This window comes from Streptomyces sp. Je 1-369, assembly GCF_026810505.1.
GTDB lineage: Bacteria > Actinomycetota > Actinomycetes > Streptomycetales > Streptomycetaceae > Streptomyces.
This window is the reverse complement of the sequence record NZ_CP101750.1, coordinates 1,947,939-1,963,942: the sequence shown is the minus strand read 5'-3', so window position 1 is coordinate 1,963,942 and position 16,004 is coordinate 1,947,939. Positions and strand designations below refer to the sequence as shown.

Below are 16,004 nucleotides of genomic sequence, written 5' to 3'. Positions count from 1 at the left end.
TCCATTCAAGGCCTGTCGTAGACCTCTTGGGGCCCGCTTTCTGATCGAGGGCCGAATGTCAGTGGCAGCTGAGACCATCGTCGGCACGGCTCAAGGCCAGTGCTTCCAACTCGTCCAGGGCGCGGACCGCCGCGGCTGCCGCCTCCGGGTCCGTGGTGGCGAGCCCGCTCTCCGCGAACTCGTCCTCGTCCAGGCGCAGTACGGTGCCGCGGTCGGCCGAGACCCACAGGTCCAGGTCCAGATCCACGACAGTGAGGACGGCGCCTTCGCGGACGGCCGGGCGGGTCACGTCGCAGTACCAGCCCTTGAGGGACCCGTCCGCGGCGTACACCTCCTTGATCGCGTACCAGCGGTCGCGCCAGTAGTGCTCCACGAAGACGTCGCCCGGCTCGAAGCGCACGAAGCCGAAGTCGCGGGCCCCGGGGGCCGCCCAGGGTGCCCGGACGGTGAGGTGGTTGCCGTCGTCGCGCAGCAGCGCCGCGGGGTAACGGATCTTCGTACGGCCCGCCTTGACGAGCGCGACCTCCAGCGTGGCCGCCGCGTCCGGCTCCGCCTCCGTGACGTCCGGTTCCGTCGCGTCAGCCGAGGGTGCGGACATGGCGGACCTCCGTCTCGCAGATCTCGTAACCGAACCACTTGTTGATCGCCAGCATCGGCTCGTTCCCGGCGTCGTTGCCCGTGAACGCCTCCGTGCAGCCCGCCGCGCGGGCCCGGTGCAGGGAGTCGTTCTTGGCGAGCTTCGCCAGGCCGCGGCCGCGCTGGGCCCGGGCCGTGCCGGTCATGTTGGACGCGTAGCGCCCCGCGCCGTCCGCGCGGGCCAGGCTGAACGCCGCCGGAACCCCGTCCACGAGGGCCACCGTGGTGAGCTCCTGGCTGACCAGCGGGTGGCGCCAGGTCTCGGCGAGCCAGTGCTCGTAGTCCGTGAACTCGGCGCCCACGTCACTCGGTTCGTCCGCCGCCGTCTCCGCGTCCAGCGCGAACAGCGGGCGCGCGTCGTCCGCGTACACCGAGCCGGAGACCAGTTCGACCCCGCCCGGCGGCTCGCGGCGGGACGGCAGCGTGCCGTGCGCCAGGTCGAGACGGAGGAAGTGCGCGCTGCGCCGCGCCCGGTAGCCGTGGCGGGCGGCGAAGGCGAGGTTCACGGGCTCGTCGAGGACCCAGGAGTAGACCTCCCTCACGCCCGCGTCGGCGAGGTACTCCTCCGCCGTGCGCAGGAGCAGCGTCCCGGCGCCCCGGCCGAGCCGCTCGGGATGTACGTAGATGTTGGCGTAGCCCTTGCCGGGCTCGGGGCTGTCGTAGGCGATGCCGACCTGCGCCGTGCCGATGACCTCGCCGTCGGCCTCCGCGATCAACTGCCGGTAACCGGCGTCCGGATGGGCGTGCGCGCGGTCGAAGGCGACCGAGGCGGGCGTGGCGAGCATGGCGGGCACGCAGGCCCGGCGTACGGCGGCGAAGCCCGCGTCGTCCGCGGCGGCTGTCGGCCCACCGTGGTCGAGGGCTCGGACGATCACTGTCATGGGCCGCACGCTACGGGTGGGACGCGCCGCACCGCTCCTCATTTTCCGAGGCCGCGCGACGCACGGCATGTGCCGCGGGGGCGCCCCCGTGCGGGACAATCACCCCGTGACGCTGAAGATCGACATCGACGGGGGCGCGAGCGACGCGCCGTACGAGCAGGTGCGCGCCCGGATCGCCGAACAGGCGAGGTCCGGAGCGCTGCCCGCCGGCTACAAACTGCCCACCGTGCGGGGGCTCGCCGAAACCCTCGGACTCGCCGCCAACACGGTGGCCAAGGCCTACCGGGCGCTGGAGGCCGACGGGGTCATCGAGACCCGCGGGCGGAACGGGACGTTCGTCGCGGCGGCGGGGGATGCGGCGGCGCGGGCCGCGGCGGCCGAGGCGCAGGCGTACGCCGAGCGGGCCCGCAGGCTCGGCCTCACGGAGGACGCCGCGCTCGCGGCGGTGCGGGACGCGCTGCGCGCGGCGTACGGGGACGCCGGGTAGAGAGCACACGGGAACACCCGCGGCTACAGATACAGCCCCGAATCCGCCCCCTCCCGCTGCCCCGGTACCGACGTCGGCGACGTGCCGCGGCGCAGGGCGAAGAGTTCCGCGAGGGTCGCGCCCTCGCGGGGCACCCCTTCCTCCGTGCCGAGCCACTCCACCGCCTCGGGTCGCGTCAGCGGGCCCACCTCCACGCGGGCCAGACAGCGGCCGGGGCGGACCACCGCGGGGTGCAGGCGCTCCAGGTCCTCGTTGGTCGTGACGCCCACCAGCACGTTCCTGCCCTGGCCGAGCAGGCCGTCCGTCAGGTTGAGCAGCCGCGAAAGGGCCTGGCCCGCCGTGTGCTTGGCCTCGCCGCGGATCAGCTCGTCGCAGTCCTCCAGGAGCAGCAGCCGCCAGCGGCCCTTCGCCGTCCCGTCGTCCTCGCCGATCGCGATGTCCATCAGATAGCCGACGTCGCTGAACAGCCGCTCCGGATCCAGCACGCAGTCCACCTGGCACCAGTCGCGCCACGAACGCGCGAGCGTCCGCAGCGCCGACGTCTTGCCGGTGCCCGGCGGGCCGTGGAGCAGCAGCAGCCGCCCCGAGATGTCCTCGGGGGTCGTCTTCATCAGGGTGTCCATGGCGTCGGCGACCGGCGCCGTGTAGTTGGACCTGACCTCTTCCCACGTACCGGCCGAGATCTGGCGGGTGGTGCGGTGCGGGCCGCGCCGCGGGGAGACGTACCAGAAACCCATCGTCACGTTCTCCGGCTGGGGTTCCGGCTCGTCCTGCGCGCCGTCCGTGGCCTGGCCGAGTACCTTCTCGGCGAGTTCGGCGCTGGTCGCCGTCACCGTGACGTCCGCGCCGCGGTTCCAGCGCGAGACCAGCAGCGTCCAGCCCTCGCCCTCGGCGAGCGTGGCGCTGCGGTCGTCGTCGCGGGCCGCGCGCAGGACCTTCGCGCCGGGCGGCAGCAACGTGGAACCGGACTTGACGCGGTCGATGTTGGCGCTGTGCGAGAAGGGCTGCTCGCCCGTGGCGAAGCGGCCCAGGAAGAGGGCGTCCACGACATCCGTGGGGGAGTCGCTGTCGTCGACGTTGAGCCGTATCGGCAGGGCGTCCTGTGGGTTCGCAGACATGCCGACATGATCCGTCACGTGTGCGCCGTTGTGCACCCGTTTTCCGCCGTGCGCCTGCGTCCGTAACCTGTTCCGCCGCCGACCGGCCCCGCTAGCCTTGCGGTTGATGGGACGACATGAGTGGAATCCGGCCGCACGGCGGTGGCGTCTCACCGCTCTGCTCGGCGTCGGTCTGACCGTACTCGCCCTGGTGATCACGCTGGTCAACACGCTGCCCGGCGACCGGGGCAGCACCGCGGGCACCACCCCGGACGGGGACAAGGTGCACGGCACGCCCGTCGTCCCGCCCGGCGCCGTCGAGCCGCAGGTGGGCTGGGGCTTCACCCATACCCAGTACAGCGCGGACGAGGGCGGGGACAAGGCCGTCGAGCGCGTCCGCGCCGAGCTCGCGGACCAGGGCGCGCCCGTCCCGCAGATCCAGCACATCATGGGCTGGGGCGCGGGCAACCCGGAGCCGGTGAAGGGGCGTTACGACTTCTCGGCGATGGACCGCCGGATGGACTTCGTCCGGGCGAGCGAGGGCACCCCCGTCGTCACCCTGTGCTGCGCGCCCGACTGGATGAAGGGCGGCGAGCCCGGCGCGGACAACACGGACTGGAGCCAGCAGTCCCTGGAGACCGCCCCCGAGCGCGCGCACTACAAGGACTTCGCGAAGCTCGCGGCGACCGTCGCCAAGCGCTACCCGGACGTGCGTCACTTCGTCGTCTGGAACGAGTTCAAGGGCTTCTGGAACGACGAGCAGGGCCGCTGGGACTACGAGGGGTACACCGAGCTGTACAACCTCGTCTACAAAGAGCTCAAGAAGGTCGACGACGACATCATGGTCGGCGGGCCCTACCTGGTGATGAACAGCGTCGACCCGCGCCAGACCGAGGGCGTCGCGGCGGAGCCGAAGGGCCCCTGGGGCCGCATGGACCAGCGCATCCTCGACGCCTTCGAGCACTGGAACAAGAACAAGGCGGGCGCCGACTTCGTCGTCGTCGACGGCTCCAGCTACACCGCGGACGACGAGCTGCTCCCCGACGAGTTCAGGGCCACCGCCAAGTTCACGGACGTCGGCAAGTGGCTGCGCGAGCGGACCGGCGACCTGCCGCTGTGGTGGGCCGAGTACTACGTGGAGCCGGGCGACAGCCAGGACAACCGGGACGACTGGTCCGAGGCGCACCGCGTCGCCGTCCACGCGTCCGGCCTGATGGCGATGGTCCGCGGCGGCGCCACGAGCGGCTTCTACTGGAACCCGCAGAAACGCGGCAAGAAATGCGCGGGCTGCCTCTGGACGTCCACCGAGCTTCCCGACGACGTTGGAGGGGAGGCGCTGCCGATGCTGGGGCTCATCGGGCGGTTCGGCAAGGAGTTCGGGCCCGGTACGACGTACGAGAAGGTGTCCGTCGCCGCCGACGACCGGCCGCACGTCCGCGTCCTCGCCGACGACGAGGCCGTCCTCGTGGTCAACACCCTCGACCGGCGGATCATCACGAAGGTCGACGGACGCCGCCTCGACATGGCGGGGTACGAGGTGAAGTGGCTCGAGCGCTAGCCACGTCCGCGCCCCCTTACGTAGTCGTCAAGAATCACGCCATCGTCACGAACCGTTGGATCAGCGAGGCGAGCAGCACCGCGAGCAGCGGCAGCGAGAACCAGAAGCTGCCCTGCAGCCACCGCTGCTGCCGCACGCTCGGCGCCGCCGCGACCCGCACCATCTCGCGTGCCCCGAGCAGCAGGATGAGCGCCACCGCGGCGAGCCCGCCCACGACCGACCACGGCGTCCACGTCACCTTCGGCCCGACCGGGCCCGGATCGGGCTCCGCCGCCCTGCCGTCCGGCTGCACGCTCAGGGTGTAGAGGGTCGCGTCGGCGTTGGAGTAGACCTTCTTGACGTCCTTGCGGTCGTCCAGGTGGCGGATGAGCCGCGGCTCCCACGTCTTCGAGTAGCCGGCGTCCAGTTGCAGATAGGTCGTCTGGCTGCGGTTGATCATCAGGTACGAGTTGGGGCCCGCGTCCTTGAGCGCCTTCACCAGGGCCGACACCAGGACCGGGTCGGCGGGCGCGAGCGTGGGAACGTACTCCAGCTTCTCCATGTCCCTGGCGCCCCACGGGATCGACGGGGTGACGTTCTCGACCGTGTCGTTGCTCATCCACAGGAGCCGCGCCGTCGGGTCGTCGTGCGCGTACACGTACTCCATCGCCGCGACCTCGCCCGGGCGGATCCGCTCGAAGGGCTCGTTGCCCCAGCGGGCCACCAGGAACCCGCCCATCAGGACGAGCCCGGCCATCAGCGCGGCCAGCGGCGCGAGGCTCACCCGGTCGCGGTCACACTCGTCCGGGGTGAGGCCCGCCCGCGGGAACAGCGCGAGACCGGCGAGCAGCGCGGCGCCCGGCAGCGCGAACATGAAGACGCGCAGGGCCATCTCGCCACCGTACGACTGCATGCCGAAGCCCAGGAACGGCACGAAGGTCAGGACGAGCAGCGAGCGCTCGCTGTACTTGTAGAAGTGCCGCCGCCACCAGCCCCAGCACGCGAACGCCAGCACGGCGCCCGCCATCGCCACCCGCACGTACAGCACCAGCTGATGGGTCGAACTGCCGCCCTCGATACGCCCGGAGACCGACGACGACACGTTGCCGCCGACGCCGCCGACCCCGCCGAACAGCTCGTCGAAGTGGCCCGACCAGTACGGTTCGGCGAGGAAGCCGAGCCAGACGACGACGAGCACGCCGAACAGGATCGGCAGCCCGCGCAGCTCGGAGCGGCCGACCAGGACGAGCACCGTGAGGACGCCGAGCATCACGAACGGCGTGAGCTGGTGGGCGGGGACCGTCGCGGCGAACAGGCCGATGAGGACCAGAAGCAGCACGGCGCGCTCCTTGCGCCCCGCCGGTTCGACCTCGGTCTCGCCCGGCCGCCTCTTGGCCCACAGCATGCGCGGCGCACGGAACCACACCATCAGTACGGCGACGAACGCGATGTAGAGCAGGAACGTGAAGCCCTGCGGCGAGAAGTAGTCCTGGCCCACCCAGCCGCTCAGGACGAAGATCCACAGGCCCGTCCACTTGGCGCGCCAGGCCGCCCGCATGGAGCGTACGAGCAGGAACATCGGCGCCAGGTAGAGCAGTTGGATGGCCGTCGGCCACCAGCGGATCACCTCGGTCAGGTCCGAGACGCCGCACGCCTTCGCGGCGAAGGCGGCCGCGGCGAAGAACCCCGGCCAGCTCCAGCGCGCGTCCAGATCCGGCACCGCGGTGCCGGTCCTGTCGATGTACTCCAGGAAGCCCAGGTGCTGCCAGGCCGTGGCGAACCGCGGCTCGGACTCGATGACGGCGGGCAGCGCGTGCAGGGACACCACGGTCGCCAGCAGCGTGAGCAGGAGGAGGCTCTTGACCGGCCGGTCCATCCAGAGCAGCGCGGCGAACACGACGACCAGGAGGGCCGCGCCGACCAGCGTCGGCGTGGGCAGCACGGAGATCAGCCCGAGCCCGCCCATGTCGTCCAGGTCCTGCTCGCCGAGGCCGAGGACGGGCAGCCAGTAGAGGGCGAGCGCGGCGGCGAGGAGCAGCGCCATGACGAGGACGTGGCGGCGGGGGGCGCGCTGGTCCGTGGGTTCCTCGCGCGCGGCGGCTTCTTCGGGCTCGGCGAGTTCTTCGGGCTCGACGGGCTCCTCGGGCTCGACGGGCTCGACGGGCTCTTCGGGCTTGACGGGCTCCTCGGGCCCCACGAGTTCCGGTTCCGAGGGCTCCAGGAGCTCGACGTGCTCCACCGCCCCCGCAGGCGTCGGCTCGGGCGGCGGCACCTCGTCCTCCACCGGCCCGGCAGGGGATCTCAGTGCCCACGTCGGCCGGTGCTCCATGTCGTCCCCCTCGCTCCGCGCCGCGGGCACCATGCGGACAGGTGTGCCCGCGGCAGGCGTGCCAGGACCCGGCCGTACGTCCGGCCGCCGCTCCTGGTGGTCGAAGTCGAGCTGCACGGCGAGCTGGAGGGTGGGCGAGTCCAGCGACTCGCGCAAAGCCCACGCGGGCCCGTGCCGCTCCTTGTGCGCCCCGGAACCCCGCTGGTCCGGCGCCCCGGCCACCCGCATCCGCACCGTGGGCGCGTCCGGCGTCCCCAGGTCGGCCAGGTCCCCGTCCGGCGCCGCCCGTTCGTCCTTCGCCGAGGGCGCCGCCCGCACCACGCGGTACAGCTTCGGCGCCGCGACGGCCACGATCACGGCCAGGCTGGAGATCTCCGCGATGCCCGCGCCGGTCAGCCCCATGCGCGGCAGCAGGATCAGCGTGAGGCCGAGCACCAGGACGCACAGCAGGCCCTGCAGCCAGGCGATCCCGGACGTCTTGCTCTGCGCGCGCTGCACCGAGAAGTACGTCTCCATGACGACCCGCAGCAGCGCCCCCACCGCGAACCAGCGCAGCAGGGGAGTGGCCGCGTCCGCGTACCCCTGGCCGAACATGCGCAGGATCAGCGGCGCCGCGAGGAAGAGGACGGCGCACACCGGCAGCATGATCGTCGCCATCCGGCGCAGCGCGGCGCGGGTGTTGGCGGCGAGCAGCGCCGGATCGTGCGCGCCCTCCACGGTCAGCGAGGCGCCCATGTTGATGGCGAGGAGGTTGACGGTGCCGCCGATGGTGGTGGTGATGTAGAAATACGCGTTGTCGACCGAGCTGACCTGCGAGGCGACGATGACCGGGACGAGGTAGACCACGGCGAGCGAGAAGAGCGAGCCGGTGTAGTCGCCGGCCAGGAAACGGCCGATCTCGCGCAGCGTCGGCGGATGCGCCTTCCCGGCGGTGGCCTTCACATGCCGAGGCACCAGGCGCCGGAAGACCAGCCAGCCGAGCGGGATCACCGACACGAGGATCGAGGCGACCCAGGAGACGAAGACTCCGGCGGTGGGGATCGCCGCGGCGATCGCGATGAGCAGGCACAGCTTGGCGACCGAGAAGGCGGTGTTGCCCACGGGCACCCAGAGCGCGCTGCGCAGCCCGGTCAGGACGCCGTCCTGCAGCGTCAGGACCGACCAGGCCACGACGGCGAGGATGAACCCGATGCCGTGGACGGGCCCGTGCAGGAAGCGGTACGAGGGTCCCCACAGGTCGAGCGTGAGCAGGAAAGCGGCGGCGGCGAGCGCCACCGCCACCGAACTGCCCGCGTACGTACGGAAGATGAGCTTGCCCGTGGCGCGCCCCGCGACGGGGATGAACCGAGCGAGGGCACCCGTCAGCGTCACGGCGGTGAGCCCCGCGAGGAGCTTCATCGCCGCGATCGCCGCCGATCCCTGGCCGACCGCCGACTCCGAGTAGTAGCGGGCGGCCGCCAGCCAGAAGCCGACGCCGAGCACGCCGGAGATGCCGGTGTTGAGCATCAGCGCGTACGCGTTGCGGAACAGCGGGCTGTTGCCGTCGCCCCGCCCCGGAAGGCGCATCCCGCGGCGCCCACCGGGCGTACTGGCCGACGCCCGCTTCCCGGAGTCCCCGGAACCGGAGACGCCGGTATGGGCCGTGGTCGTGTCAGACACGGGAACCGATTGCCTTCCGGCTGACCTGTCGGGCTCTGCGGACCAGGGCGTACCCCTTGGTCAGGGTGCGGTCCTCGGCGAAGGTGCGGCCGATCGCGCGGCCCGCCACGAGACGCTCGAACTCCTCGGCTCCAGTGGTGCGGCGCACGGTCACGCGCCGCAGGGCATACGGCCCCTGGGCGCGGTGGGCCAGGCCGTTGCCGACGGCGAGCGCCTGCCGGAACCCCGTCTCGCGCACCCGGTCACGGACCCGCCTGCTGGAGTAGCCGTAGGGGTACGCGAACGACACGGGCCGGGTGCCGAGCTGGTCGGCGACGATGTCGCGGCAGCGCCGCAGCTCGTACCGGAGCGCGTCCTCGGCCAGCTGGTCGAGCTCGGGGTGCGTGTGGCTGTGCCCGCCGACCTCCGCGCCGTCGGCGGCGAGTTCGCGCACCTGGTCCCAGTCGAGCATGCGGTCGAGGCCGCCCCCGGTGTCGTACTCCCCGCGCAGCCAGCCGGTGGAGACGAACAGGGTCGACGCGAAACCGTGCTTGGCGAGCACGGGCAGCGCGTACCGGTGCACGCCCTCGTAGCCGTCGTCGAAGGTGATCAGGACCGGCCGCTCGGGCAGCACCTTTCCCGGCGACCGCCAGACGGCGGCCAGCTGGGCGGCCGTGAGCGGCGTGAACCCCTGCTCGCCGAGCACCTCCATCTGGCGTGCGAATGCGTCGGGCGACACGGACAGCGCGTGCGTCGCGGCGCTCGGCACGCGCGCCACGGAGTGGTACATCAGGATCGGCACGGTCTCCGTGCTCATGCGGCAGCCCCCTCGCCACCCGTGCTCCTCACGTCCCCGGCACGCCCGTCGACGTCGCCGATCGGCCCTGCCGAGAACGCGGCGCCTCCCCTGCGCGCACGGACGCTCCCGACTACGTACCCTCCCGTCGCGGTGAGCACTCCCGCCACGATGGCCCCCGCGCGGCCCGCGCCGCCGGGCCGTCCGAGCACGGCGTCGCGCAGTCCGCGGGCGACGCCGGAGGGCAGCACGCGCGTGGTGTAACGCCGCTCGGACTCAAGGCCCTTCGACGCGCCGACGCTGCGGGCGACGAGCGCCTTGGAGAGGCCTTCCGCGTACGTCCGCGTACGGAAGTAGCCGAACCGTTCCCGTGCGGCGGGCACCCGGTGGTGGATCACCGAGCGGTCGTCGATGAGCAGGACCGCGTCAGGGACCGCGCGGGTGAGACGGATGCAGAACTCCGTCTCCTCGCAGCCCAGCGGACGCTTGTCGCCGTCCCGTCCGATGCCCGTGGCGAAGCCGCCCGCCGCGTCGAACGCGGTGCGCCGGAACGAGGCGTTGCCGCCGAGGACGTTGCGCACCCGCACGCGGCCGCGGGGAAGCCCCCTGTACGTACAGCCGACGACCCAGTCGAACTCCTCGGGGAACCAGGCGGGGCGCCCGCCGGACGCCCAGGCGGGCAGGGTGCGGCCGCCGACGGCGAGGACCCGCGGGTCCTCGAACCCCTCGGCGAAGTACCGCAGCCAGTCCCGCTCGGCGACGGCGTCGTCGTCGAGGAAGGCGACGATGTCGCCGCGGGCCGCGCCGATCCCGGTGTTGCGCCCCGCCGAGAGGCCGCGGGGGCCCGCGTTGGCGAGCACCCGCACGTCCCCGGCCTCCCCGTACTCCTTGGTGAGCCGTTCGAGGAGCGTGGGGTTGTGGTCGACCACGAGGAGCGTTTCCCGGGCCGTCAGTGACTGCGCACGGACCGAGGAGACCGCCGAGAGGATGTCCTCCCAGCGGTCCTCGGTGTACACGCAGATCACGACGGAGATCTCTGCGCCGGTCTCTGCGCCGGTCTCTGCGCTCAAGACGCCTCTCCCTGCCCCGCCGGGAGGGGCAGTGCGCGGGCGGGCTTGCGCCGCCCGCCGCGTCTGTCGCGATTGGAGCGCTCGGACAGGATCACCTTCAGGACGCGGATGCCGTCACGGACGGCCCTGAGGTTGCTGGTGCCGTGGATCCGCAGGTACTCGTGGCTCGGAATCTCCTGGACCTTGAGCCCCGCCTTGACGACCCGGATGTTCATCAGGGTCTCGACCTCGAAGCCGGTGCAGTCGAGCTCGATCTTGTCGAGGCAGTGGCGCCAGAAGGCGTTGTAGCCGTAGCACAGGTCGGTGTAGCGGGCCCCGAACTTGGTGTTCACGACGGAGCACAGGACGTGGTTGCCGAGCTTGCGGATCGGCGTCATGTCGTCCGTACCGCCGCCGTTGGCGAAGCGGGAGCCCTTGGCGAAGTCCGCGCCCGAGACGAGGGCGGAGACGTAGGAGACGATCTCGTGGCCGTCGGCCGAGCCGTCGGCGTCGACCATCACGATGATGTCGCCCGTGCACGCGGCGAAGCCGGTGATCAGCGCGTCACCCTTGCCCTTGCCGAGCTGGCGGACGACCTTCACGTCCGGCCACAGGTCACGGGCCACGGCGACCGTGTCGTCGGTGGAGTTGCCGTCCACGAGGACGACCTCGTGGATCCAGTCGGGCAGTGTCTTGAAGACGTACGGAAGGTTCTCCGCTTCGTTCATGGCGGGTATGACCACACTGACCGGCGGTGTGATCGCCAAATGCGTGGAGATCGGACGGTAGTTTCTGGAGATCTCTTTCGACGGGTCTTGTCCGGCGTCTGCCGGGCGCACAAACGAACTCATGAGTCCGGTGGTCCCTCTCGTCCGGTGGACCGCCCGCCCCCGGGCGGTCCGGCAATTGATCCGGTTCGAAAGGGGGGTTCACACTTGAGCATGACGAAATGGATCTCCGTGCATGCCGAGTGAGCTGGCATTGCGCGGGACGTGACTCGGCCGAAGAGCGGTCACCGAGCACGGCACCCCCCTACCGCGCCCCGCTCGGGTGCCATCGCGATCCTGAGCCCTCCCCCGGATCGCATTGCGTGATGGACCGTTGCGGGTGGATGTACGACGGTATTGATGATTGAGACTGTATGGCAAGACCTGGAACGTGGCCCCACGTTTCACATGATTTGAGTAATCTATGCGATCACATTCGGACTGCCTTATTCCTTGTCCCTAGATCGAAATTCTCCGCCCCTAGATCGAATTCGACCCATCCGCTTGAGCATTTTGTCAGCCGGTTCGAAGAATTCCGGTCGTGATTGCACAGTGTTCCGCAGCGCCCTGACCGGGCCGCGCCGCGCGAGGTGTCCGAACGCCACCGGGTGGCGGAGCGCCACCCACCCCTCCGAGACGGTCAGATCGCGGGTCTTGAGGGAGTCCTTGTACGCCTTCTGGCCGCGGCCGAGGTCGAGGTGGGCGATGCCGTCGGCCGCCGCGGCCTCGGCCATGCGCAGATGCAGGACCAAGCCGGGCGAGTACTTGGCGAACGCCGGGTCGTACGCGGGAAACCAGCAGGCGAGGATCTGCTCGGAGCGCAGCCCGAAGTGCGCGGCGATCGGCGCGTCCCCGGCGTAGAGGACCGAGAGGAGTCCGGCGAAGGAGTCGGAGCGGGTGTGGAAGAGCCGGTCCACCAGGCGGGCGATCCACGGATGCGCGAATCGGTCGCTGCGGCCCGTCCTGCGGTACTGCGCGGACTTCCAGCCCATCAGGGTGGCGAGGACCGCGGGGTCGCGCTCGTCGTGCACATAGCGGACCGGGCCGTGATCGCGGTCGAGCCTGCGCTCCTTGGCCAGTGTGGTGCGAGTGAACTTCGGTGCCGCCGCGCGGAGTTGGCCGAGATAGGCCTCATAGCCCCGGTCGACGTCCATGACGGGGGACGGGAAGGAGCCGGACGCGCTCGCCTCGAACGGGGTCTGCCCGCCCACCAGGTGATCGAACTCCCACACCGAGAGACCGCAGGCCCGCAGCAGGTCCCGCGCGTCCCAGTCGAAGCCCGGCCGGTGCACCAGGCCCTGGCAGTCCGAGACGCCGAGGCCGATGGCGCGGCCGACGCCGGCGACGGACCGCTGGAAGGGCAGGAACGCGGCGCGCTCGCTCTCCTCGCGTACGACGGCGATCCGCACCCCGCGCCGCTCGTGCCCGATCGCGAGCGCGAACTCGGGGGAGAGGAAGGGGTTGGCGAGCTCGGGCGAGCCGTCGAGGTGCGCCTTGGACTGCAACGCGGTCCACGCCGCCCGGTCGGCCGCGGTGAGTTCGCCGGGACGGTGCACGGTGATGTTCACGTCAGGAGGTCCACCTCTTCGCCGCGCGGTGGCGCAGCCGCTGTCCCGCTGTCAGCAGGAGGATGAGCGAGCTGAGGACCGCGACCGCGACGACGCCCCCGCGCACCGACCACACGTGCAGCGCCAGCATCCCCTGCGCGACGAGCAGGTTGACGGCCATCGCGCCGGAAACGGAGGCGACGGCCCGGCCCCACGGCGTGAGGGCGCGCAGCGCCGCACCGATCGCGGCGCCCGGTGCGGCGAGGAGGAAGAAGAGGGTGAAGGGGCCGCGCAGCGGGGAGCTCAGGTCGATGAGCGCGAGCACCGCGCCGACGCCGCCCACGGCGACGGCCGCCCCGGCGAGCAGCGGCAGCAGGTCCTTCTCCGTGCCCTGTCCGGTCTGTTGCCCCGTGTCTGATGACGGAGATTTGATCCTGATGGTCTGCATTGGTGACTTTGCCCCCCGACGCACCGGATGCCGGGCCTCAATGTCGCGCAGTCCCGGGCAGCCCGTCAAGATGCGGAGGAGGTGTGCAGATGTTCCCCGCCACCCCCCTGAGCGGTAGATGAACTTCCCACGTGGGCAAGGGAATTGTTGAGGAATTCATTGACATGGACACTATCGGCGGCCGGGGAGCGGTGCTACCACGGTCGAGGCAGAAATCCTGCTAAGGGAGGTTCCATGAAATTGTCCCGCATCACGGCATACATGTCCTCGCTCCTCCTTGCGGCCGCCTTCGCGCTCACCGGCGCGGCAGCGGCCCACGCGGACCAGACGACCGACCGGACGGCCACGGCCACCGGTTATGTGGCCCTCGGCGACTCCTACTCCTCGGGTGTCGGCGCGGGAAGCTACGACAGCGGAAGCGGCGACTGCAAGCGCAGCACCCGCGCCTACCCCGCTCTGTGGGCGAAGGCCCACTCACCCGCAGGCTTCAACTTCACGGCTTGCTCGGGCGCTCGTACGGGTGATGTTCTGGCGAACCAGCTGGGCCCGCTCGGCAGCGGCACCGGACTCGTCTCGATCTCCATCGGAGGCAACGACGCGGGCTTCGCCGACGTCATGACGACCTGCGTGCTGCAGTCCGAGAGCAACTGCATCGCCCGCATCGACAAGGCACGCCAGTACGTGGACTCCACACTCCCCGGCAACCTCGACAAGGTGTACGACGCGATCAGCGCGAAGGCACCCTCCGCCCGCGTCGTGGTGCTCGGCTACCCCCGCTTCTACAAGCTGAGCGGCAGCTGTCTCGCGGGCCTCTCCGAGCGTGAGCGGACCGCCATCAACGACGCCTCCGACTACCTCAACACGGCCACCGCCAAGCGCGCCGCCGACCACGGCTTCGCGTTCGGCGACGTCGCGTCGGCCTTCGCCGGGCACGAGATCTGCTCGGGCAGCCCATGGCTGCACAGCGTGAACTGGACCAACATCGGCGAGTCCTACCACCCCACCGCCGCCGGCCAGTCCGGTGGCTACCTCCCGGTGTTCACCGCGGCGGCCTGACCCCCGCCCGACCCAACCTGCCCCACCTATCCGTTCGGTGTGTAGGAGGCCCCGCCCGTCGGGGTCTCCTGCTCACAGGACACCGTGTACGCCACCGAGTTCGACGTCGCCGACACCGGCCGGCGCACTTGGACGTGGACGGAGTTCTGATACGTCCCTCCGCCCTGGTCGTACGCGGTCTCCACGTGGTTGACCTGCCGGGACTTCCCGCCGCCGGAGGAGAGGGACAGCGTCTTCCAGCCCGGGTCGCCGGACTCGCCGGACGCCGTGACCCAGCGGTACTCGACGGTGGCGGGGACGCGCCCCACCGTGAACGTCGCGGTGAACGACGGCGCCTGACCGGCGCCCGGCGGACACGCGCCCTCGTACTGCGTGTGGGCGCCCACGACGTGCACCTTCACGCTCTGGGCGGGCGGCTTGGTGCTGCCGCCGTTACCGCCGTTGTCGCCACCGGTTCCGTTGTTCCCGCCGTTGTTGCCGCCACTGCCTCCGGTGCTGCCGTTGCCTCCGGTGCCGCCGTTGCCTCCGGTGCCGCCGCCCGTGGACCCGGCCGACCCGTTCCCGTCCTTGTCGCCGGTGGACCCGGTGGACCCGGCGCCGCTGTTCTGGCTCCCTTTGTCGTCGCCGCCCCCGCCGTCGCCGTCCCGGCCGACCAGGGCGTACGTGATGCCGCCCAGGGCGAGCGCCAGCGCGACGAGCCCCGCCACCAGGGCGACCCTCGCACGGCGGTCCCGGTGCGGCTCGTCCGCCGGGGTGCCGACGACCGTGGCGGGTCCCGGTGGCGGCACGGGGAAGGGGGTGGGCGGCGTCGCCCCGGAGGGCGGCCGCTCGGCCGTGGTCGTCGGCAGGTAGGGGAACGCCGCCTCCGTGCGCGGGGTGCCGCCCCCGGCCACGATCCGCAGATCGCGTTCGGCCTCGGCGGCGGACATCCGTTCGGCCGGATCCTTGCGGAGCAGCCCCTCGATGACCGACGTGAGGGGACCGGCGCGGCGGGCGGGCGGCAACTCCTCGTCCACCACCGCGCGCAACGTGCTCAACGGCGTGTCCTGGCGGAACGGTGAGCTGCCCTCCACCGCGGCGTACAGCAGCACGCCGAGCGACCACAGGTCGGACGCGGGCCCCGGACGCTGCCCCAACGCACGCTCCGGGGCGAGGAACTCGGGCGACCCGACGACCTCGCCGGTCATCGTCAGCGCCGAACTCCCCTCGACCAGCGCGATCCCGAAGTCCGTCAGGACCACGCGGCCGTCGTTCGCGACGAGTACGTTGCCGGGCTTCACGTCGCGGTGCAGGACCCCGGCGTCGTGCGCGGCACGCAGCGCGCCGAGGATCTCGGCACCGATCTCGGCGGTCCGCTGCGGGGTCAGCGCGCCCTCGGCCGCCAGTACGTCGGAGAGCGACAGGCCGCGCACCAGCTCCATGACGATCCAGGGACGGCCGTCCTCGCTCGCCACGTCGTAGACCGTCACCACGTTCCGGTGCGGGATGCGGGCGGCCGCCCAGGCCTCCCGCTCGAGGCGCACGTACAGCCGGTCCACGTCGGGTGCCGGTAGCCCGGCGGGCGCGCGCACTTCCTTGACGGCGACCTCGCGGCCGAGCACCTCGTCACGGGCCCGCCACACCGTGCCCATGCCGCCCTCGCCCAACGGGGCCAGGAGCCGGTACCGCCCGGCGATCACGTGCTCTGGCCGGCTCACGGGCGCCCCCCATCCGCAGCGGTGCGATTCTCCACAAAA

The 16,004-nt window shown here is 71.6% G+C and carries 13 protein-coding genes; 3 read left to right on the top strand and 10 right to left on the bottom strand.

All coding sequences use genetic code 11. From position 1 onward, the window contains the following. Nucleotides 1-58: 58 nt before the first annotated feature. Nucleotides 59-598, bottom strand: a complete 540-nt coding sequence (locus NOO62_RS08940) for a DUF402 domain-containing protein (protein WP_268770357.1) — start codon at nt 596-598, stop codon at nt 59-61. Next, nucleotides 579-1,517, bottom strand: coding sequence for a GNAT family N-acetyltransferase (locus NOO62_RS08935; RefSeq protein ID WP_268770356.1), 939 nt, complete (start codon nt 1,515-1,517; stop codon nt 579-581). The genes NOO62_RS08940 and NOO62_RS08935 overlap by 20 nt, the downstream gene beginning before the upstream one ends. A 106-nt stretch (nt 1,518-1,623) precedes the next feature. On the opposite strand from NOO62_RS08935, the gene NOO62_RS08930 reads away from it, so the two are divergent. Further along, entirely contained in the window at nt 1,624-2,004 is a 381-nt protein-coding gene (locus NOO62_RS08930; protein WP_268770355.1) for a GntR family transcriptional regulator, read from the top strand. Between the two features lie 23 nt (nt 2,005-2,027). Here NOO62_RS08930 and NOO62_RS08925 read toward each other — a convergent pair whose 3' ends face one another. Continuing rightward, nucleotides 2,028-3,122 carry a DUF5925 domain-containing protein gene (locus NOO62_RS08925; protein WP_268770354.1) on the bottom strand — a complete coding sequence of 365 codons (1,095 nt, stop codon included), beginning with the start codon at nt 3,120-3,122 and terminating at the stop codon, nt 2,028-2,030. 106 nt (nt 3,123-3,228) lie between these two features. Here NOO62_RS08925 and NOO62_RS08920 point away from each other — a divergent pair, with 106 nt between their 5' ends. Further along, nucleotides 3,229-4,659, top strand: coding sequence for a GH39 family glycosyl hydrolase (locus NOO62_RS08920; RefSeq protein ID WP_268770353.1), 1,431 nt, complete (start codon nt 3,229-3,231; stop codon nt 4,657-4,659). Between the two features lie 34 nt (nt 4,660-4,693). On the opposite strand, the gene NOO62_RS08915 is transcribed toward NOO62_RS08920, so the two are convergent. The 6 genes from NOO62_RS08915 to NOO62_RS08890 form a co-directional block, all read right to left on the bottom strand. Continuing rightward, on the bottom strand, nt 4,694-8,626 hold the full coding sequence (locus NOO62_RS08915) for a lipopolysaccharide biosynthesis protein (RefSeq protein ID WP_414930788.1): 3,933 nt from the start codon (nt 8,624-8,626) through the stop codon (nt 4,694-4,696). Further along, nucleotides 8,619-9,422 (bottom strand): polysaccharide deacetylase family protein, encoded by an 804-nt coding sequence (locus tag NOO62_RS08910; protein ID WP_268770352.1) that lies wholly within the window; start codon nt 9,420-9,422, stop codon nt 8,619-8,621. The genes NOO62_RS08915 and NOO62_RS08910 overlap by 8 nt, the downstream gene beginning before the upstream one ends. After that, the gene (locus NOO62_RS08905; protein WP_268775526.1) at nt 9,419-10,426 is read right to left on the bottom strand and encodes a glycosyltransferase family 2 protein; all 1,008 of its coding nucleotides are present in this window, start codon (nt 10,424-10,426) and stop codon (nt 9,419-9,421) included. Before NOO62_RS08905 ends, NOO62_RS08910 begins: the two co-directional genes overlap by 4 nt. Nucleotides 10,427-10,467: 41 nt before the next feature. Beyond that, nucleotides 10,468-11,301 (bottom strand): glycosyltransferase family 2 protein, encoded by an 834-nt coding sequence (locus NOO62_RS08900; RefSeq protein WP_268770351.1) that lies wholly within the window; start codon nt 11,299-11,301, stop codon nt 10,468-10,470. Nucleotides 11,302-11,663: 362 nt separating this feature from the next. Beyond that, nucleotides 11,664-12,785: a GNAT family N-acetyltransferase gene (locus NOO62_RS08895; RefSeq protein WP_268770350.1), complete on the bottom strand. Its 1,122-nt coding sequence runs from the start codon at nt 12,783-12,785 to the stop codon at nt 11,664-11,666. A gap of 1 nt (nt 12,786) precedes the next feature. Continuing rightward, complete coding sequence (locus NOO62_RS08890) at nt 12,787-13,212, bottom strand: hypothetical protein (protein WP_268770349.1); 426 nt, start codon at nt 13,210-13,212, stop codon at nt 12,787-12,789. Nucleotides 13,213-13,446: 234 nt separating this feature from the next. On the opposite strand from NOO62_RS08890, the gene NOO62_RS08885 reads away from it, so the two are divergent. Further along, nucleotides 13,447-14,268 (top strand): SGNH/GDSL hydrolase family protein, encoded by an 822-nt coding sequence (locus tag NOO62_RS08885; RefSeq protein ID WP_268770348.1) that lies wholly within the window; start codon nt 13,447-13,449, stop codon nt 14,266-14,268. 26 nt (nt 14,269-14,294) lie between these two features. On the opposite strand, the gene NOO62_RS08880 is transcribed toward NOO62_RS08885, so the two are convergent. Next, a complete protein-coding gene (locus tag NOO62_RS08880; RefSeq protein ID WP_414930787.1) occupies nt 14,295-15,965 on the bottom strand; it encodes a serine/threonine-protein kinase in 1,671 nt (556 codons plus the stop codon). Between the last annotated feature and the right edge of the window lie 39 nt (nt 15,966-16,004).